Source organism: Tepidibacillus infernus (genome assembly GCF_048898065.1).
Lineage (GTDB): Bacteria > Bacillota > Bacilli > Tepidibacillales > Tepidibacillaceae > Tepidibacillus_B > Tepidibacillus_B infernus.
In genome coordinates, this window is the sequence record NZ_JBLWFI010000002.1 from 59,565 (window position 1) to 79,639 (window position 20,075).

At 44.4% G+C, this 20,075-nt stretch carries 24 protein-coding genes; 12 read left to right on the top strand and 12 right to left on the bottom strand.

Annotated elements, in window-relative coordinates:
• The first annotated feature begins 56 nt into the window (after nt 1-56).
• Nucleotides 57-944: a diacylglycerol kinase gene (locus TEPIDINF_RS12695; protein WP_421692207.1), complete on the top strand. Its 888-nt coding sequence runs from the start codon at nt 57-59 to the stop codon at nt 942-944.
• A 31-nt stretch (nt 945-975) separates the two neighbouring features.
• On the top strand, nt 976-2,364 hold the full coding sequence (gene rlmD / locus TEPIDINF_RS12700; RefSeq protein ID WP_421692208.1) for a 23S rRNA (uracil(1939)-C(5))-methyltransferase RlmD: 1,389 nt from the start codon (nt 976-978) through the stop codon (nt 2,362-2,364).
• A 315-nt stretch (nt 2,365-2,679) separates the two neighbouring features.
• Here rlmD and TEPIDINF_RS12705 read toward each other — a convergent pair whose 3' ends face one another.
• Genes TEPIDINF_RS12705 through TEPIDINF_RS12720 form a run of 4 tightly spaced genes read right to left on the bottom strand, consistent with a single transcriptional unit; the run spans nt 2,680 to nt 5,036 of the window.
• Nucleotides 2,680-3,795, bottom strand: coding sequence for a recombinase family protein (locus TEPIDINF_RS12705; RefSeq protein WP_421692322.1), 1,116 nt, complete (start codon nt 3,793-3,795; stop codon nt 2,680-2,682).
• 9 nt (nt 3,796-3,804) lie between these two features.
• Nucleotides 3,805-3,945 carry a hypothetical protein gene (locus TEPIDINF_RS12710; RefSeq protein ID WP_421692209.1) on the bottom strand — a complete coding sequence of 47 codons (141 nt, stop codon included), beginning with the start codon at nt 3,943-3,945 and terminating at the stop codon, nt 3,805-3,807.
• 48 nt (nt 3,946-3,993) lie between these two features.
• On the bottom strand, nt 3,994-4,380 hold the full coding sequence (locus TEPIDINF_RS12715) for a recombinase family protein (protein ID WP_421692210.1): 387 nt from the start codon (nt 4,378-4,380) through the stop codon (nt 3,994-3,996).
• 2 nt (nt 4,381-4,382) lie between these two features.
• Entirely contained in the window at nt 4,383-5,036 is a 654-nt protein-coding gene (locus TEPIDINF_RS12720; RefSeq protein WP_421692211.1) for a helix-turn-helix transcriptional regulator, read from the bottom strand.
• Between the two features lie 121 nt (nt 5,037-5,157).
• Between TEPIDINF_RS12720 and TEPIDINF_RS12725 the strand changes: the two genes are divergently transcribed.
• The gene (locus tag TEPIDINF_RS12725; RefSeq protein ID WP_421692212.1) at nt 5,158-5,307 is read left to right on the top strand and encodes a hypothetical protein; all 150 of its coding nucleotides are present in this window, start codon (nt 5,158-5,160) and stop codon (nt 5,305-5,307) included.
• A 134-nt stretch (nt 5,308-5,441) separates the two neighbouring features.
• The gene (locus tag TEPIDINF_RS12730; protein WP_421692213.1) at nt 5,442-6,470 is read left to right on the top strand and encodes a hypothetical protein; all 1,029 of its coding nucleotides are present in this window, start codon (nt 5,442-5,444) and stop codon (nt 6,468-6,470) included.
• A 426-nt stretch (nt 6,471-6,896) separates the two neighbouring features.
• Here TEPIDINF_RS12730 and TEPIDINF_RS12735 read toward each other — a convergent pair whose 3' ends face one another.
• From TEPIDINF_RS12735 to TEPIDINF_RS12770, 8 genes are all read right to left on the bottom strand, one after another.
• Nucleotides 6,897-7,658, bottom strand: coding sequence for a hypothetical protein (locus tag TEPIDINF_RS12735; protein WP_421692214.1), 762 nt, complete (start codon nt 7,656-7,658; stop codon nt 6,897-6,899).
• Nucleotides 7,659-7,692: 34 nt separating this feature from the next.
• The gene (locus tag TEPIDINF_RS12740) at nt 7,693-7,953 is read right to left on the bottom strand and encodes a hypothetical protein (protein ID WP_421692215.1); all 261 of its coding nucleotides are present in this window, start codon (nt 7,951-7,953) and stop codon (nt 7,693-7,695) included.
• A 104-nt stretch (nt 7,954-8,057) separates the two neighbouring features.
• Entirely contained in the window at nt 8,058-8,663 is a 606-nt protein-coding gene (radC, locus tag TEPIDINF_RS12745) for a RadC family protein (protein ID WP_379311639.1), read from the bottom strand.
• 110 nt (nt 8,664-8,773) lie between these two features.
• Nucleotides 8,774-8,959 carry a hypothetical protein gene (locus TEPIDINF_RS12750; RefSeq protein WP_421692216.1) on the bottom strand — a complete coding sequence of 62 codons (186 nt, stop codon included), beginning with the start codon at nt 8,957-8,959 and terminating at the stop codon, nt 8,774-8,776.
• 60 nt (nt 8,960-9,019) lie between these two features.
• Nucleotides 9,020-9,196, bottom strand: a complete 177-nt coding sequence (locus TEPIDINF_RS12755) for a hypothetical protein (protein WP_421692217.1) — start codon at nt 9,194-9,196, stop codon at nt 9,020-9,022.
• Between the two features lie 383 nt (nt 9,197-9,579).
• Entirely contained in the window at nt 9,580-10,074 is a 495-nt protein-coding gene (locus TEPIDINF_RS12760; protein WP_421692218.1) for an antirestriction protein ArdA, read from the bottom strand.
• Nucleotides 10,075-10,164: 90 nt separating this feature from the next.
• Nucleotides 10,165-10,416 carry a hypothetical protein gene (locus TEPIDINF_RS12765; RefSeq protein WP_421692219.1) on the bottom strand — a complete coding sequence of 84 codons (252 nt, stop codon included), beginning with the start codon at nt 10,414-10,416 and terminating at the stop codon, nt 10,165-10,167.
• 253 nt (nt 10,417-10,669) lie between these two features.
• Nucleotides 10,670-11,029: a helix-turn-helix domain-containing protein gene (locus TEPIDINF_RS12770; RefSeq protein ID WP_421692220.1), complete on the bottom strand. Its 360-nt coding sequence runs from the start codon at nt 11,027-11,029 to the stop codon at nt 10,670-10,672.
• Between the two features lie 312 nt (nt 11,030-11,341).
• Between TEPIDINF_RS12770 and TEPIDINF_RS12775 the strand changes: the two genes are divergently transcribed.
• The 8 genes from TEPIDINF_RS12775 (at nt 11,342) to TEPIDINF_RS12810 (ending at nt 20,066) form a co-directional block, all read left to right on the top strand.
• Nucleotides 11,342-12,142, top strand: a complete 801-nt coding sequence (locus tag TEPIDINF_RS12775; protein ID WP_421692221.1) for an S-layer homology domain-containing protein — start codon at nt 11,342-11,344, stop codon at nt 12,140-12,142.
• 15 nt (nt 12,143-12,157) lie between these two features.
• Entirely contained in the window at nt 12,158-13,102 is a 945-nt protein-coding gene (locus TEPIDINF_RS12780; protein WP_421692222.1) for a hypothetical protein, read from the top strand.
• Between the two features lie 78 nt (nt 13,103-13,180).
• Nucleotides 13,181-13,375, top strand: a complete 195-nt coding sequence (locus TEPIDINF_RS12785; protein WP_041049469.1) for a hypothetical protein — start codon at nt 13,181-13,183, stop codon at nt 13,373-13,375.
• A gap of 21 nt (nt 13,376-13,396) precedes the next feature.
• Nucleotides 13,397-13,984 carry an ankyrin repeat domain-containing protein gene (locus tag TEPIDINF_RS12790; RefSeq protein WP_421692223.1) on the top strand — a complete coding sequence of 196 codons (588 nt, stop codon included), beginning with the start codon at nt 13,397-13,399 and terminating at the stop codon, nt 13,982-13,984.
• Between the two features lie 152 nt (nt 13,985-14,136).
• On the top strand, nt 14,137-14,388 hold the full coding sequence (locus TEPIDINF_RS12795) for a zinc-ribbon domain-containing protein (RefSeq protein ID WP_421692224.1): 252 nt from the start codon (nt 14,137-14,139) through the stop codon (nt 14,386-14,388).
• Nucleotides 14,292-15,641 (top strand): LCP family glycopolymer transferase, encoded by a 1,350-nt coding sequence (locus tag TEPIDINF_RS12800; protein WP_421692225.1) that lies wholly within the window; start codon nt 14,292-14,294, stop codon nt 15,639-15,641. The genes TEPIDINF_RS12795 and TEPIDINF_RS12800 overlap by 97 nt, the downstream gene beginning before the upstream one ends.
• Before the next feature lie 514 nt (nt 15,642-16,155).
• Complete coding sequence (locus tag TEPIDINF_RS12805) at nt 16,156-19,410, top strand: helicase-related protein (RefSeq protein ID WP_421692226.1); 3,255 nt, start codon at nt 16,156-16,158, stop codon at nt 19,408-19,410.
• Entirely contained in the window at nt 19,410-20,066 is a 657-nt protein-coding gene (locus TEPIDINF_RS12810; protein WP_421692227.1) for a DUF4391 domain-containing protein, read from the top strand. Before TEPIDINF_RS12805 ends, TEPIDINF_RS12810 begins: the two co-directional genes overlap by 1 nt.
• The last annotated feature ends 9 nt before the right edge of the window (nt 20,067-20,075 follow it).

Sequence of the window (20,075 nt, forward strand, 5' to 3'; positions counted from 1 at the left end):
GTATAGTAAAATAATGGAAGTAATAGATACTATATTCAAAGGATTAGGTGATACTGTTGAAACGAGCTCGTTTCATTTATAACCCTTCTTCTGGAAGAGAAGAAGTAAAGAAGCGATTACCAGAAATATTAGATATATTAGAAAGCTATGGATTGGAAACCTCGTGTCACCAGACTAAAGGATATGGCGATGCGACAAGAGCGGCAAAAGAAGCGGCAGAAAGAGGATTCGATGTGGTAATTGCTGCAGGTGGCGATGGAACCTTATATGAAGTGATCAATGGGCTAAGTATGTTGGAAAAGCGTCCGCAAATGGGAATCATTCCTGCAGGAACAACCAATGATTTTGCTAGGGCGTTGGGGATTCCTAAGGACTTTAGAAAAGCAGCAAAAATTATCGGTCAGCAAAATAGCATGGCTATTGATATTGGGCGATATAATGACAATTACTTTATTAATATTGCTGGTGGCGGAACGTTAACCGAATTAACCTATGAGGTACCGAGTAAATTAAAAACAGTTTTGGGACAACTCGCTTATTATGTTCGTGGAATAGAAAAGCTTCCTTTTTTAAAGCCAATTCATGTCACGCTAGAGACGGATGAAAGGGTTATTAGAGAAGAAGTGATGTTATTTTTAATTGCAAACAGCAACTCGGTAGGAGGATTTGAAAAATTGGCACCAACCGCAGACCTAAGCGATGGCTTATTTGACGTCATTGCCATAAAGAAAACAAATCTTCCTGATTTCGTTCGTTTGGCTTCCCTTGCTTTAAAGGGAGAACATTTACATGATGAAAATATTATTCATTTTAAAACCAGTCATTTAAAAGTGTATTCTTATGGACCAGACCCAGTTTTGATAAATTTGGACGGGGAACTAGGGGGTAAACTTCCTGGAGAATTTGAGATACTATCAAAGCATATTGAAGTGTTTATTCCGTAAAGGGATTTATAACGAAGAAGGGGTTACATCTATGGCAACCATGCAATTACCAGTGAAAATAAACCAAACGATTGAAATGGAGTTTACAGGACTTAGTCATAATGGCGAAGGAGTAGGTAAATACCAAGGATATACTCTGTTTGTCCAAGGTGCTCTGCCAGGAGAAATCGCAAAAGTAAAAATAACCAAGACCAATAAAAACTATGGATTTGCCCGTTTACTTCAAGTGATTAAGCCTAGTCCAGATCGTGTGAAACCAACCTGTTCTATTTACGAACAATGTGGGGGCTGCCAATTACAGCACCTTTCTTATAAAGGACAATTGGATCAAAAAAGAAAGATCGTTCAAGATAACATCGAAAGAATCGGGAAAATTGAGAACGTGACGATTCATCCTACATTAGGTATGGAGAATCCATGGAATTATCGCAATAAATCACAGGTGCCTTTTGCTGAACGGGAAGGTGGCCTTGTTGCAGGATTTTTCGCCAAGGGTACCCATGAAGTGATCGATATGAAGAAGTGTGTGATTCAACAAGAAGCCAATGATCGAATGGTACAAGATGTCCGCAGGATTGCAGAAGAATTAGGCATTTCTGCTTACAATGAAGTGACACATACAGGGATTTTGCGCCATGTGGTGTCAAGGGTTGGAGCAAATACAGGGGAACTGATGCTGATCCTAGTAACGAGCAGAAAGGACTTCCCAAAAAAGGAGCAATTAGTAGAAAAAATTTTGGAGGAAATTCCAGAGTTAACTAGCCTTGTTCAAAATATAAATGAAGAACGAACCAATGTGATTTTAGGACTAAAATCAATTACATTATGGGGAAGAGATGTGATTTACGACACCATAGGTGATATTAAATTTGCGATCTCACCTCGTTCTTTTTATCAGGTAAACCCAGAGCAAACCAAAGTATTATACGATAAAGCGCTTGAATATGCAGAATTAACCGGTGAAGAAATAGTCATAGACGCATATTGTGGCATTGGAACAATTTCCTTATTCGTAGCCCAACGAGCCAAACATGTTTATGGAGTAGAAATCATTCCTGAAGCCATTAAGGATGCGAAAAAAAATGCAAAAATAAATGAAATTGAGAATGTCACCTTTGAAGTAGGAGCAGCAGAAAAAGTTATACCTCAATGGGTGGAACAGGGGATCAAAGCAGATGTCGTCGTAGTAGATCCACCCCGAAAAGGCTGTGATGAAGCCTTATTGCAAACGATTATCGAGCTTAAGCCTAAACGGATGGTCTATGTATCTTGTAATCCTAGCACCTTGGCAAGGGATTTAAGAGTGTTAGAAGATGGAGGATTTAAGACGGTTGAGGTCCAGCCGGTTGATATGTTCCCGCAGACGACACATGTTGAGTGCGTAGTTCTGATAAAACGTGCTGAAAGCCGCATGAAATAAGGCTTTCCGGCAATTTTGAAGAGCACTTTTTGAGCGGTAAAAACGATGATAATTAATAATAAAAACTCGGTTATTATTAAAATAATCGGGTTTTTACTTTTATAAGATAAACGACCAGAAAAGCATTAATTGCCTGACTGGATTTTCTTTGATAAATCTGGGGATATAGCTCGCTAGGAAAGCACGATTGATTTTCTGAAAAATTAGTCAAATAGAAGTCTTTCAACAAGCTTTCCAGAATTTATGATATAATTATGTCTATAATGGGAAGTTGGGAATATAAAGTTTACGATGTTTCTTAAATTTAGGATCAACTTAGGTGAACCGTATCATCGCTAAAGGTAAAATATTAAGGGACTTCATCAAGTCCCTGAGGCTTTCGGTATGGGTGCTGTTCAGATTGTCCAGCACATAAGGTTCAAGCGGGGAAATAAAGTCACATTCTTGGATCGCCGCTACGCGGGTAAGGAGTATCGAGGAATCCTTCTGTAATGTTTCGATAGTAAAGTCGAATAGAAGGTTGATTTGGGTAATCTGCCGACCGACTCGCTTGGGAGCATCCTTGGTTATGCGGATACTTTCAACCATCAATCGCAGTAACGCCTTTTGTTCATCCGCATCTGCTTTTAGTAGTGCGTCCTTGATCAGACTCAGCAAATTATGCAAAGAGTCAGGGTCAACCGGCTTTTTGTTTTGCCCATCCAGTTCAGCTTCAATAGCTTCCAACCGCTTTTGAAGCTGTTCCAGCTTGGCGTGCGTTTCCTTCAGGTCATCTTTGAAAATAACAGCCAAATCAGGATCACTTAATATGTTGTCCTTTATTTTTTGCAGTTTCCGGCTGTTACTGCTCAATTCAGTAAGAAGTGCTTTTTTCTCTTCCATTATCGGGGCCTCTGCATTTGAACGCAGAGCATTGATTTTATCGACGAGTTGCCGCACAATGTCTGGCCGCGACGCTACTTTTATAAGTTTCTGAAGCACTTGCTCCTCCGCAACATCAGCCCGCATCATATTCGAGCGGCAGACAGCCTTGCCCTTGTTGTGGAACTGTCCGCAGACATAGTATCGATACGATTTGCCACCGGCTCCCTTAGACCGGGCCGGAACCATTCCATGTCCACAGACAGGGCATTTCAGCAGGCCGCTTAGAATATACGGCTGATGGGAGCGGGACGGCTTGTAAGATCGATGACCGAGCTTCTGATGAACGCTTTCCCATAGCTCGGGTGCAATTATCGGCTCATGTGTCCCATCAACAATCAAGTAGTCGGGATTTTTCCCTTTGCGACGTTTCTCCGACCAGTTTTCAAGTTGTTTATACCGTATCTTTCCGATGTAGACGGGATTGTTAAGGATCGTTTTGATACCGCAGACATTAAATGGTTTATCTTTTTTTGAACGGAAGCCCGCTTCGTTTAGGCGGCGGGTAATGGCCTTAAATCAAAGTCCCTGATTGGCATAATCAAAGATTTTTCGGACGATAACGGCCTCATTCTCATTGATAACAAGTTCTTTGTCAATGTTATCGTACCCCAGCACCCTACCTCCATTGAATTTTCCCTCTTTTGTTCGTTGCTCCATCCCCAGCTTCACTCGTTCAACAATGTTATTGCGTTCAAGCTCAGCGAATTAACAGATCATCTGGAATGCCGTTCTGCCGAAAGCTGTTGTTGTATCAAACTTTTCATTAAGACTAATGAGATTGACGTTGTTTCTTTCAAGTGTTTCACTGATTTCCAAAGCATCTTTTAATTTGCGGGCAAGCCGGTCGATTTTGTAAATGATGACGACCCCAAACTTTTGCTGGTTGGCATCTCTCAGGAGGCGTTTCATCTGAGGACGGCCTGCAATGCTTTTTCCGCTTGCACCTTCATCTACATACTCATCGACAATTTCGAAGCCGTTTTGATCCGCATACCTCCTGATTTCGGCGATCTGGGCGGCGATACTATAACCTTCCTTGGCTTGTTCTTCCGTACTCACACGGGCATACAGAGCGGCTTTTATTCGAGCCATTTTTAATCTTCTCCTTTCTTCTCAAATTTTTTTATCAGGGAATTCTGATGATCATTCCAAACTGAACGAGGAAAAACAGGAAATGCTTTGGGATACTTGTCCATCTCATTGAACAAGGTTGCGGCCTTTACCATCGGGTGCGGTTGTTGAAACAATTCATCGGGATTTTTATATGATTCGTACTCGCCAATGATTCTGCCCAGCGTTGAGATAAACTCCTCCTTATCAAGTGGGCGGGAAGATTGGAAATCATGAATGAGCCGCATCATCCCATCCGTGAAGATTTGATAAACAATTGACCCAATGTAGGACAATGGGACTTCATCGGAAATTTCCGTTGCTGTTTCAGTTGGTTCTCCGATGGGTATCAAGCGGACTTCCCCTTGATAAAACTCATCCGTTAATGCGTCGAATGGAATTCCTAAGTCCTGAGTGATTTTGTATATGAGTTGATATGCCGGTTTCTTTGAATCACCTCGTTCAATGGAGATGATTGTCTGATGGCTGACACCGACACGCTCACTCATAGCGGTGGTGGTGAATGCCTTGCTGGTATGAAGTTTTCCGATCTCTTTGCGGAAAAATCTCAACCTTTCCCCGAGGCCGACTGTTCTCAAGTAATCAAATTCATCCGGAGTTATTGTCCGTCGCGGCATATGTGTTCATCCTTTCTAGTTCATGCGGTTTACATTGATTATAGAACCTGTTATCATTTGTTTGCAAGTAAATGATAACAAAAATTGATTATACCTATATATAAATATTTGGGAGGATGTTATGGACTTTATACGTGAAATCGGCGTTGATCTGCAAGAACTTGATGATGCTTTGGAGATCGTTCGAGACAAGCGAATTAAGGAGCAGGATTTTATTGAACGACTTGCCTTAACCCTGAATCGAATGTTGGATAGCTCGAAGGAAGATTAAACTTGTTGTCTAACAACAGGTGTACATGAATGACAACCGAGAGGGCTCAATCCCTTGTCCCACAAGGTTTCTAGGCCTCTCGATATTGAGGTGAAACCATCATGTTTTTGTACAATATGCGAAGAGTATCAGAGTTGTTAGACACAGTTCCGATACTCCAGAGCATTAAATCTGCCAAAAAGGTTGAACATTTCAACTGCCCGTACGATAAGCTGATCGTGTGTTCGTATAAACTGCCACGACAACAGTTTATAGACCTTATTCGGCCCGCGAGATTCGAAACGGATGACGATGAAAGCTTTTATCGGTACAAGCTGGTGCATGATCTTTTCAGTGTATATTGGATGCAGATGAACCCGCTGGCCCCCAAAACTTCCATCATGCTGAACCCTTGGAAACATCAACTCTCGCCCGATGATTTACTTGCATTGATCGACTTCATTATTGGTAATCATCTCGATACACATGTAGCACATAACGACGACAAGCTTGACGGGATTCAGTTTCTGACACCGAAGGAGTTTGCGAAACGTATTTATGTAGGCTACCAGAAGATGCCGACGCGAAATTATGATGATCTTGATAAAACCTTCATGTACGGAAATAAAAAAGGTCAGCAGGTAATAATCTACGATAAGGCGGAAGAGCAAGGCCTCGATGGTGAGATTTGGACTCGCCTTGAGAAAAGTAGAAAGCGGCGGGACAAGCGTTCAAGACCAACCTTAATGCAGTTCTTGTTAGATCAACGATGCGATGCACTAAAAAATGTGGTTATCGTCGATATTGACAAGTACAGCGGCAGAGACAAAATCATGCGTCGTATAAACAAGTACGGCACGTTTCAGGAAGCATATATGTCACTAACTGAAGAAGAGAAGCGGAAAATAAAGCGACACGAAGCATTCAAATCGCCTCTCTTCGACGTAGTTGCTATGTTTAAGAGCGAGCTTGATAAATGGTTGTCCCTGTCTCCGAATCTGCATTTCATGTGCAAAGTCTTTCCGGTTTTCAAAGCAAGTTGGGGTGGAAGGGACAAGCTACAATATCGAGTTGTTCGTCTTAAACCGATACACTTAAACTACACAGAAGCACTTTCGGCATACATCGAAGATAACAACAGGTTCAGTTTACGCAACGATTATCTTGCGGAAATCAGCTTGTGATTGGGCCGCGAGCGAAGCGAGCGGCCCCTCTTCACGTTGCAAGCAGGTCAGTCTCTTTACTTGCTTAATCGAGTTTCGGTAATGAGCCGCAGTAGGTCGTCAAGGCCGAGCGGAGCGAGCTTGTGAAAGCCTTGACGAGCGATTCCATCCGCCGACACTGGATTATGCTCTTAGCGATAGCTAAGGGCTGGCTCACGCCGAGTGCGGAGTGCAGAGGCGGAGCCTTTGCGTTTCCCCGGATGGGGACGGAAGGGGCGATCTTTTGTTTTGAGTATCGCCACTCTATCCCGACACTTCACTGTGTAGTAATGGGCGGCGGGCGGCGAGTGCAAACGAGCCGCCCAACTTCCCATTACAGGCATGTCGATTGGTTTTCTTGTAGAAATCAATCGGCGTATTCATCAAATTGAAGCTCAGAGCTCGGCCCTAATGCTTGTAAAACATCTTGAGGTAAAGCGCGACCATATATGCGTCATCCTCAACGGATACAGCTACTTTGTACGCATAGAAGGGCAATGCAACCGCAGGCCGATGAATCCATCGGCGTCGGCAAGCAAAGCTGCAAAGCTCGGTGTCAATTGATGTAACTCGCATCATCCACTCTTCGGCACTCAGTACAAAGCCGGATGGAAACTGCAAGCCTTTCTCGCTTGTTACGAGGCTAATACGGGCGTTCTCACTAGCCGATAGACCCTTTATGCCTCTCGGCACTCTAAGTTCGTCTACAGCGGATTTTACGCTCCTTAACGCCATTTCGATCATTCGCGGTAATCCGCCAATCAACTTCAGCAGAGTACGGTATGGCATCCGCAAAACATCCGCGTTGATTAGTAGTATCCTTCCGGCCCGGTCGATCATCATTTTGTAATGGTCAGCGGCAGAGTCACATGCATTAAAGAATTGAACTCGCCAACCGCCGCACAGCTTTTCTATAGTCCGCCGGAAGAAGCTTGCTTTACTTCGTCCGCCAACTGCATTATTGTCTGCTAATGCTATAATCTCGAAGCGTTCATTTGTCAATTCGAAGATGCATTCAATCTTCCTCATACCTCCTGTGGATTCATCGTGAAGTGAGGCTTCAATAGTACCAACGACGACGATAATTTGCGGATGAAGCCCGACAACGCTATCCGTATCTGCTTGTTGCACCGCCACCGGTAAAAACTGCTGTTCGTCATTTTTGTTCATGTAGATCGTCCTCCAATGTGTGATTTGATGATGCTTAATGAAATGGATGAAGCCCATCGATAAACCGGGCGAGAATCGCTTTTTGTAGTTGGAGGCGACAATACCTCTGCATCACGTCGGCCTGAATCTCCGCCAACACTTGAATCAAAATGAGGGCCTCATGGTCATCATGCTCGCCGCGATATACATCAACCAGCAGTTTATCAATCAGCCGTCCGCACGAATCCATGCGATGATGCAGATCATCGGCGGCGACCACCAAACGCTCGTACTCTTCCAACCATTGTTTACGCATATCTGTTGCCTCACTTTCATTGTGAAATGAAAACAGCGGCCCGCCGATAAGAGCGAACCGCTGTTGATAATGCGGATGATGAAAAATGACGATGAATTGTTTCGTTACAGAAGGCCGCGTTCCTTAAGACTTGTATAATCTGAACCGCTGACAATGACGTGATCCAGAAGTTCGATACCGATGATTTCACCAGCTTCAGCAAGTCGTTTGGTTAGCTGAATATCTTCTGGGCTAGGAAGCGTACATATTTGAGAAGGGTGATTATGCGAAACGATGATGGAACATGCAGAACGGCGAATGGCCGCTTTATAGACCTCTCTAGGATGGACAATTGCACTATTCAAGCTTCCAATGCTGATCGTCTCTTTTCCAATGATGTGATTCTTAGTCGAAAGAAAGATCACGATGAAGTGTTCTTTCTGCTCATAACCGATTTCCCAACGGAGGTACTCGAAAACATCCCGAGGACTGCGAATGATTGTCGGCTCTGTTTTCGGTACATTCATCATCTTGGCAAGTTGGATGGCGGCAACGATCTGCTTCGCTTTCACTTTACCGATACCACGAATGCTTAACAATTCTTGCTCGGTTACGTCCAGTAGTTGTTGCGGAGAATTAAAATGAGAAACGATTTTTTCTACCAGATAGCTGTTGGCGGATTCACGAAGCGTCTCAGCAAGAAGAGATTTGAATGTATTATTAATGTTCATGTGTTTAACCTCCATAAAATGCAAAAGGAGAAGCCGCGGCGGCCTCTCCCATTGCGTGATGTAATTAAATCCGCTAAGATTAGTACAGGTCATTTTTCTTTGTCGCTCCGTTATAGACGGGCGGCTTTTTCTTTGTCCTCGATCTCTTCGATCTCCAGTTCAATAAGCACCAGTTTCGTCAACACGCGGGCGTATTGAAATCCTTCCTCGGTATGCATCGGGGCATCTTTGTCCAGCGTGCGTTTCACCGACATCCAGAATTGTTTTTGCTTCTGAAGTGTTTGCAGACGATTCATGCGTATCACCTCCTTCGCAAGTAATAAAAAATCCGTCCATCGTTGCCCATCAAAGCAACATCAGACGGATATTCCGTGCTTCACGCGGTACGTGATCAAGACTTCAACTTGCCCGTTCTTCAGGGCAACGACAGCGTATTTGTCACTGTCGATCTGCACGCTGTATACAAAGCCCTTCAGTTCACAGTAACCGAGATATTCCTTCTGGCTGTTGCGTTTGAACGCCTGATAATCCATCTTCGTTTCACCTCCTTGCCTTAATCTGGAACCGGCGATCACTTTGCACCTGAATGTTTACGGAGAGACTGGAGTTGACGGCTGAAATACTTTTCAAAGTATCGCCGCATGTAATAGGCCGCTGTCTCATCGTCCAACTCCCAACAGCGTCTGAACCATGCGTACAGCAATGTGCCCGCGATTCGCACACTGCCGTTGGCGACCAGTTGCTTCAATAAAGTCTGCAATTCCTCCGGCAACCCCCTGCGTACTACCATTGCGTTCACCTCCCTTCAATGCTCCGGCACTCTCACTACCGGATTTTCACTGTCAAATGCCCACGACAAATAACCCGCTTTAATTCAAGCAGGCAAATCTGCGATATTGAATTAAATGTCAGGCTGTTAGGACTGCAACCGCACGGCAATCCGCAACTGACGGCTCAAATACCAACCGTCATGCTGTAAATCCCGGGCGATCTTGCCGTAGTCCAGATATGGCATCAGCGACGGCGGCACATGGCTGAACAATCCTTCTTCCACCATCTGCTCCGCAACGTCGGTCAAATCATCGATGTCGTAGTAAACGATGAACTCCCCGGCCTGCAAGGCCTGAATCACCTCGTCACGATTGCCGAGAAATTCACACAGTGCCGCAACCAGCCTGCCGTCGTAACGACTCAATATCTTTAAGTCTTCATTGATGGCAAACACATCCTCGTATTCGCCAATGGCAAAGGGAGATTCATAATCATTAATCGCGTATTCTTCATCTTTGCCAAGCACATCCCGGATGCATTGCTCCAGTTCATGCCGTTCCATCGGCAACGTGACCCAACTGCCAACCAGTTTCCCTTCGTTGTACTTCGCCAGATTGGCGATATACACGTTGATCAACATTCTGCATCTTCCCTTCATACCAGTTTTTCAACATCAATTACCCGATGTTTGACACACCGGGTACATAAAGCCATCAATTTCAGCTAGTGTTCAGCGGCGGGGCAAAAGTTTGTCATACTTCACATAGCACTCACTGCATACCACTCTGAATTCGGGCACGGAATAAACAAATGCATCAACAAAGATGTCCTCTCCCTCCTGCACATCCAAAACCTTTCCGCAGTCATCACAATTCACTTTGCGGCTGTCGAATGATTGGGTATTGACTGAACTTCGCTGATTACCGTCATGAAGGTTTTTACCCAAAACGGCAATTCTGAGCGATAATCGCTTCCGAAGCATGGTAGCACCTCCTTTCTTTGTGATTTGGCAAGCCTCTCACCTTGCCAATGTCCTCGCTGTCAAAACGCTTATTATCGCCAGAAAAACAAAAAAGGACTGCTATCTGCCAAATGAGCAGACAACAGTCCTATGCAACCGGGTGGGGCATGAAACGGAAGGCCCCCCGCCTTCAATTATGCATGGGGGTGCCGCCGGAAAATGTATATCATTTTTCCTCTATATAGGGCCGATTATTGCCGTGCAAACGATATTTTCAACGGTTCTTCCGATCAATGGTATTTAGAAACTCACGGGCCACCGTCAGAACAAAGTCCACTTCTTCAATTTGACGCTCACTCAGTAAAGTGATCAAGTCTTCGATCTTGTTTTGTATTTCGCCATTCCCGGAATGTTCCGTTATTTCATCTATATCCTCAAACAGTTGAGCGGGCTTCACACCCAATGCATTGATTATCTTGCCCAACGATTCCAGCGATATATTGCGGGTTCCACGTTCAACATCACTTATATAGCTGAAGCTAAGGCCGGATTGTTCCGCCAGACGTTCCTGCGTCATGGCTCTTAACTTTCGAATCTTGCGGATTTGTTCACCTACCATTTGCTTGAAATCCATTATGTATCACCTCTACTTCAGCTTAGTAGAGTGTGATTGCGACTTTTATCCTAACATAGTGACAGTAATACTACACTGATACGTGAAGTTTGTTGTATAATTGCCTTGGATACATCTGCCAAGATTCTACAATTTCTATCAAGGGGGGACATATATCAGCAACCGAAATGAGAGATGAATGTGAACCATGTTCAAAGGGATAAGGAGAAAAGATAGCCATGATGCCCATCCTACGCTACTATCCTATCCTTCAGTCCATTGATAATTTAGCTCTGTTTTTTCAGTAGATTCATAGCTTACGGAGGAATGAAAATGGTACATAAAAAAATCGCATCTGCACTAATAGCAATCCTCATGATATTCACCCTGACCGGAACGATGTTTGCGGCTCCTGTTGAATACGGCGAAGAGCTTCAGAACATGCCGCAGAATACGCCGACAGTATCGTTTACCGATTTGCCGAACACCCATTGGGCGTATAAATATATCGCAGAAATGGTGAACAAGAAAGTGCTTGAAGGTTATCCGGATCATAAGTTTCGTCCGGATAACACAATATCCCGTGCTGAATTTGCAACCATCATCGTCAAAGCGGCTGGTTTGCAAGCGAAAAAAGTCAACTATTCGTCATTCAGCGACGTAAAGGTAACGGACTGGTACTCGCCATGGATTGAGACCGCCAAAGACTATCTTACCGGTTACAGGGCGGCAAACGGTGAGTACATCTACAATCCGACAGCACCGGCGTTGAGGGAAGATATTACCGTCGCCATCGTCAAACTGAAGGGGTACGATGTTGCACGTATGGCCAATCGCTCCATCATCGAAGCAATGTTCAAGGATTACGAGGGTATTTCGGAAAGTGCGAAGGACTACGTTGCCATCGCTGTTGAGAACGGTCTTGTTTCTGGGTATCCCGATGAAACGTTCCGTCCGCAAAACAGCATCACCCGGGCCGAAGCCGCCGCATTGCTGTGGCGGGCATTCATGTATGGCAACGACAACAAAGGCGTCGGAGGGGGCAACCAATCGACGACAAACCCAACAATACCTACACCGCCCGTAACTCAACCGGGACAAACAACACCGACCCAGCCGCAACAAGCGTCTTAGGCGGCGAAATTCAGCGTGGATACCCTTGTTGGCGAGATGGGGGTCGGTATTGTAGATGGGCCGGTCAGACAGGCAAAAATATCGTCAGTGAAGAGCATGACTCTTGATGGAGACGGAAACATTTTCTTTCTTGACAGTGCAGACAATAAAAATAAAATCCGCAAATTTAATAAATCAAATGGTACAGTCGAAACCATCACAATAGACCGCTCATTCGACTGGGATTATAGAAAAGACGGTAAAGCAGTCCACTACGACTACACGAAATTAATCCCGAAAAAATTGGTATACAATCAAACAAGCAATAAAGTCTATTTATTAGGGATGAACGATGCCAGTGAACTAATATACGAAATCTACCCAACAGTACAAATGGCAGTATATAATCTGAATTCATATCGCTCGATATACAAATCCTATAACTTTTTTCAATTCTTAAATGACAAAACACTTGTATATGCAGAGACGGAAAGTGATCATGGTGAATCTTTTGTTTATCAAGGGGAGACTGGTTCGGAAGCTACTCGGATTGCCGCGAGCAACGATAATACTGGAGTGAAGTTTTGGACTAATTTCTATGCGTCTTATTGGGATGAAGATAATAAATATGGCAAAGGTGACGCGGTTCTAACAGATTCAGACTTTTATGTTTTTGACACTGGCAATAAGACTCTCAGTAAGATTCATCTATTCCCTCGAAAAGTAGAGTCAGTCATCAAATTTGACAATATGAGCTTTGATAGTCTTACAGCTTATGAAGGGAAGTTTTATCTATCCAGCGGTACGACAATTTATGAGCTAACGACAGATGGTAAGTTGAACATCTTCATCAACGGCAATGACCTGACCTACAATGACGGCAACCCGATCAATAAAATCAGCCAGTTGAGTTTCGACAGCAATGGCAACGTTATTGTTTATGATGACGACAATAAAGCGATTCGCCGCATCAATTTGTAAGTTTTCCTGTGGGAGCCGCCGTGCTCCCTTTATTTACATTATGACTTCACTTCAATCATACGAAAGAAGGTACATTCAATGGCAACCTTGGCATTGCTGTTAAAAATCATCGGTGCTGTTTCGGAAGTTTCCGGCATTGTACATATCATTGCTTCGATTAGAAAGAAGAAGAGAACACAAATCGGAATCGGATTCATCATTTTGGTTGTTGGCGTAATTTTGCTTGTGATTGCGACTAACATCGAAGACAAGATGAGAGCCGGATACTACTAAGTATCGAAAGGAAGGCAACCAGTGAGGCTGTTTATAAAAATCATGTTGTCCTTGTTCGCATGTTGTATTGCCGCCGTAATGATCATCAAGCTCATACCGAAGGAGCGGTTATTGTTATCCGCAGTTAACGACCAAGACATGAACATGGTGGACTGGATGTTGAAACTTGGGGCCGATCCAAATGTACATACCGATTCTGCGTACACACCGCTAAATCTTGCTGTTAGAAACGGCGACATAAACATGATAAGAAAACTTCTGGCCCATGGTGCCAGTCCGAATGAGCAAGCGAACTACGGAAGCGGGGAGAAGATACTCGTTGGCAATCTATCTGTCGCCATAAATTACGATGATGATCCGGTACCGGTCATTCAATTATTGATTGAAGCGGGCATAAATGTTACTGATGATCCATATGCACTGAAAGATGCAATCGAGAGGGGACAAATAAAAGCAGTGGAGTTATTGATTCGGCACGGGGCCGATATCAACGGCGGTCTTCAGTTCGCGATCATGTATGACAAACTCAACATTGTCAGATTGATGCTGGAGAGCGGTGCAGACCCAAATCAAGGAGTCATGCTGGCCAAAATGACGTATAACCAATAGGCATTGCTCATGCTTGAAGAAGCCGGAGCAACCGTAACATCTCCGCCGCGGGAACAAATACATCCAGAGGACTATACAACCGTTAACGGTGCCAAGATTCGGCTTCATTAACGAAAAAAGTTACCTCGAAGATTACGGCAAAGGAGTTAGACATGAACTGCACAAATTGCGGACATACACTACAGGACAATCAAAATTTTTGCGGGCAATGCGGGCAACGGATAGATGCCGGTAATAGTACCAGTTATCATCGACCGCAGAACATCACTGAGACCCAAACGAGTGGTGTTTCCGAAGAAGAGCTTTCTTGGTTCATTGGCAAAAACGCCGATGTATACTTAAGAAATGGAGACGCAATAGCCGTTGGAACTGGCCTGCCTTTCTGTTTGATGCTTACTGGCTGATGTACCGAAAGATGTACCTTTACTGTGTCTTCTATCTCATCATTTGGTTTGTTTGGAGCAACGTGATTGTTGCCTCGGTGTTCAGTGAATGGAACCCGATCGAGAGCCCCGGCCTTCTCCCATTGGTGCTGGTTATCTGTTGCATCCCTAAACCGGTGCTGGGCATTTTTGCAAACAAGTTGTATCTGCATCAAGCAAAAAGGAAAATAACCGCCATTGTCCAAGACCAGAATAAGCGTGAGTCACGGGAAGCAGAGATCACAGCGTCAGGTGGAACGAATTTGGTATTGCCTATTGCCGTATTAACGATACCTTATTTACTGGCATTGCTTGCAGGTTTGTTTTTCTTTTTCAAATACTATCTGACGTTTAATGACGCTCTTGAGAAGGCAACGGTAACGACCAAGACGGCGGTGACAAATGAAAGCAAAGCACCAGCGGCTCAGACAACCGCTCCTGCAAAGTGGGAGAGCACGGACAGGATTAATATTCTGTTATTAGACGGCGATTCCCGGAAGAAAGACGAGATTCATTCTGCGGACAGCTTGATGATCGTTTCTATCGACCCTGCAACGAAAAAAATGAAATTGCTCTCCATTCTCCGTGATACATATGTAAATATTCCGGGTTATGGTGAGGATCGTATCAGCAAGGCAATTACAATGGGTGGTTCCAGTTTGGCAATGAAATCAGCAGAAGAATTGACGGGTATTCCAATCCAATATTATTTGTACATGGATATGCAGAGCTTTATTAGATTGATTGACTCAATTGGCGGCATTGACCTAGAAGTAGAGAAAAATATGAACTATGTCGATTCCAATGAAGACTCAATGTACGAAATCCATTTGAAAAAGGGCTATCAGCACTTGGACGGAATACAGGCATTACAGTACGTTCGATTCCGGCATGATGCAATGAGCGATTTCGCCCGTACGGAACGGCAACGAAAGTTTCTGAAAGCTGTCGTCATAGAGTTGCTTACTAGAACGAAAGTTACGGAGCTTCCAAAACTAATACTTTTTTTCGAGCCGTATATCGAAACGAACATCAGCGACGATGATATGATTAAGCTGGGCAAGCTGGGCTTTGAGATTGACAAGGAAAGCATTGACAGCATTCAATTGCCTCCGATGGAACTCATACAAGAAAAATCAGTGAACGGAAATGTCGTACTTTACGTTGAACCTGAGCAGTTAAAGTCATACATAAAAGGCGTGCTGGACGATGGTTCCCGTACTCAAAGCAACTGAAGCATTGCGATAGCTGTCGGCATTAGTCTCTACCAGACAACAGAATCGGTATCGCGGCGGGGGTTGCGAACCTCACTGTTTTTCACAAATAGCGATGGCCGAAAGGCGGGATACGGGGAGATAAAATTCTCGAATTAAGCTTACTATTCGTTTTGAGATATATCTTAATGGGCCGATTCAAAACGATTTCGGCTTTTTCTGTTTATTTGCATTGGTACGTTACAATGCATCAATATTGACGATATATAGAATATTAATCAGCCGACAGTAACCCTTCATCGGATGATGTTGTGGACTTTTGGCTTGTTTCATTGGAATTCTTGCCTGGGTAAGGCGGTGCTGAGGCCGAAACATCAATTTTTTCAAGTTCAACACCCAATTCACGTTACAAAAGTCATCATCGAACAATATATTTCCTCAAATAGGAAATCAGAACTACTTCAAACAAGGAATTTCAATGGGGGATGTCGAATAGGAAAAGTTGCGTGGTTTCGGGCGGAACAAGAGGTGAACTATGGAAATCATCAATAATATCGACCATCTTCTCGGCGAAAATTTGAAACTTGAAGTTCACAAAGGCAGCAAAGTATCGATTGCTGCATCATGCTTCTCCATTTATGCATATGAAGCCTTAATGAAAGAACTGAATCAGGTGGAAGAAGTCCGGTTCATCTTCACCTCTCCCACCTTTATTGCGGATAGCATAAAAAAGGAGAAGCGGGAATTTTATATCCCGAAACGGAACCGGGAAAAAAGCTTGTACGGCACCGAATTTGAAATCCGGCTCAAAAACGAATTGACACTCAAAGCGATTGCAAAAGAGTGCAGTGACTGGATTCGTAAAAAAGTCACGTTCAAATCGAACCGTACATCAGGTTCAATGCAAGGCATGCTGAATGTGCAGACTGCAAACGAGCTGATCACCTATATGCCGATCGATGGCTTTACGACCGTTGATCTTGGTTATGAAAAAGGCAATGCTCTCTCCAAGATGGTGAACAAGTTCACAGAAGCTCCGTTTACCAAAATGTATTTCGATCTGTTCGATCAGGTATGGAATGACAAGAGCAAACTTGAAGATGTCACAAACCAGGTCGTGGAGCATATTTCATCGGTGTATAAAGAGAACTCTCCGGAGTTCATTTACTATGTCATTTTGTACAATATTTTCAACGAGTTCCTATCGGACATCACAGAAGACATATTGCCCAACGAAGCAACTGGATTCAAAGAGACGGAAATCTGGAAACGTCTCTATCATTTCCAGAAAGACGCGGTTCTTGGTGCGATCAATAAACTGGAAAAGTACAATGGATGCATCCTAGCAGACAGCGTCGGTCTGGGAAAAACATTCACGGCTCTTGGTATCATCAAATACTATGAACTTCGCAACAAGTCCGTGTTGTTGCTATGTCCCAAAAAACTCGGCGACAACTGGCTTACGTATAAACAGAATGTAACCAACAATATTTTGTATGCTGACCGATTCCGCTATGATGTACTCTATCATACGGACATATCGCGGGAAAGAGGCAAATCAAACGATATCCCGCTTGACCGATTGAACTGGGGTAATTATGATTTGCTCGTCATTGATGAGTCACATAACTTCCGTAACAACGAAGCCAAGAAAGATAAAGAGACGCGGTATCAGAAGCTGATGCGGAAAGTGTTGAAAAGCGGCGTGAAAACGAAAGTGCTCATGCTCTCCGCTACTCCGGTGAACAACAAGTTCATGGATCTTCGCAACCAGCTTGCCTTGGCTTATGAAGGAAACCCAGAGGAAATCAACAGCAAGTTGGGCACGGAGCGGGGGATTAACGACATCTTCAAACGAGCCCAGTCCGCGTTTAACCAGTGGTCTAAGCTGGATGTTGCTGAGCGGACAACGGAGACGCTTCTTGGTATGCTCGACTTCGATTTTTTTGAGCTGCTGGACAGCTTGACGATCGCTCGGTCACGCAAGCATATCCAGAAGTATTACAAAGCGGAGGAGATCGGCGAGTTTCCAAAGCGGTTGCCGCCGATATCAAAATTTTGCGATCTGACCTTCAGAGCGGATGTTATCGGGTATAATGAAATTTTTATAGAATTGTCCAGAATCAATCTCGGCGTTTACGCCCCGTTCAAGTACATTCTTCCGAGTCGGTTGCAATTCTATGAAGAGTTGTATGACACCAGCGTAAGGGGCGGGAGCGGGAACTTCAGGCAGATGGATCGCGAAGGCAGTTTGCAGATTTTGATGCGGATCAACCTGCTGAAACGCCTAGAAAGTTCGGTGGAGTCGTTCCGATTGACCCTTTCCAAGATTGTCTCCAAAATCGATCAAACGCTTCAGCAAATCGAAGCATTCGAGCGAAGCGGGAAATCCGACGCTGTAGGTTATACCGATATTGAGGATGCCAATCTTGACGATGACGACTGGTTGGACGATGATTTCAGCATCGGGGATACAATCAAGATCAATTTGTCCGATATGGATGTTCTTCGCTGGAAAGAAGATTTGATGAACGACCACAACATTCTTTCCGCCTTGCTGACCGAAATGCAGAAAGTAACGCCTGAACACGATGCGAAGCTAAACACATTAAAGCAGGTGATTGATCACAAAATCAATCATCCGATCAACCCCGGCAACCGCAAGGTCATCATTTTCAGTGCGTTCACGGATACCGCCGCGTATTTGTACACGCATTTATCTGCGTACATGAAGGCCAAGTACAATATCGATACGGCCAAAATCGTCGGCAGCGATGAGAACAAAAACACCGCTGGTTTGCGGAATGACATCAGCACATTGCTGACTTGCTTCTCGCCGCGATCCAAGGAAAAGAAGCTGACCATGCCGGATGTCAAAGGCGAGATTGATCTGCTCATTGCTTCCGATTGTATTTCTGAGGGGCAAAACTTGCAAGATTGCGACTATCTGATCAACTATGACATTCACTGGAACCCGGTGCGGATTATTCAGCGTTTCGGACGGATAGACCGGATTGGGTCGCAGAACAAGGAAATTCAATTGGTGAACTTCTGGCCCAACATGACGCTGGATGAATACATACAGTTGAAAGAAAGGGTCGAGAATCGCATGGTCATCATGGATATGACGGCAACCGGCGATGATAACGTTCTGTTCAATCAATCCAGCGATCTGGAATATCGGAAGCAGCAACTTCATCGTTTACAGAAGGAAGTCGTCGATCTGGATGATATGAACACGGGCGTCTCCATCACCGATTTGGGCCTGAACGATTTTCACATGGACCTGGTGAACTATGTCAAGGAGAACGGAGAACTTGATACCGTTCCGAGCGGACTGCATGCGGTTGTGGCTGCTGACGAAGAGAAGGGAGCAATGCCCGGAGTCATCTTTGTTCTTCGCAACGTTAATGAGGAACTGAATCCCGACAAGCAGAACCGGCTACATCCCTTCTATCTCGTCTACATGAGCGAAGATGGTGAAGTCATCACCAATCATATGGATGTCAAAAAGACGCTGGATATCCTGCGAGCCCTATGCAGAGGGCAATCCGAAACGATGATGGAGGCCTGCCGCAGTTTCAATCAAGCGACGAAAGACGGCAAAAAGATGGACATGTATTCCATGCTGCTCCAAGAAACCATCCGCTCGATTGTACAGGTGAAGGAAGAAAACGATCTGGATAGCTTGTTCAGTTCGGGAGGTACGACAGCATTGATCGACTCGATTAAAGGGCTGGAGGACTTTGAACTCCTCACCTTTGTCGTTATCAGGCAGGTGAATGCGTGATGTTTCAATTGCCTTCAAGCACGCTTGTAAACCGTAAAATTCCGAAGAACAAATTTTATGAGAAGTTGCAAGCCAATCATCACCTCAAAGAACTGTTTACTGAACAAGTCGAATCGATCCTCTGGAAGCACAAGTTATCCAAGGATACGATTCGTCTTGAACCGAAAGACGACATTGAAGAAATTCAGATATTCGAGATTCATTTGAAGGAGCAAACCTACTCCCTTGACTTGCTGCGGAATATAGACAAGGCGATCCCTTATCCCATTTTGCATGTCTTAATGTATGATGGTCAGGCCAAGCTCGCTATCGCCTACAAAGAGCGAAATCAGACCGACGACAATCGGTCTGTCGTCCGTTCCTACCATGAGACGGACTGGCAGCCGGTGGAGAGTATCGAGCTGAACATTCTTCAAGGACTCGATCTGAAGGCTGTTTACGAGAACATCATCCGCCAACTGCTTCCCATCAAGGTGAAGCCGGAAATCGAGCTTACAGCCGTTTTGGAGCGGCAGGCCCAAATTGACAAACTGACGCAAGAATGCCAACGGCTAGAGTCCAAGATACGGGCTGAAAAACAATTTAACAAGAAGGTTGAATTGAACATGGAGCTACAACGGAAGAGGAAAGAATTGAATCAAATTCTCGATGAGTAATTGGAGGCG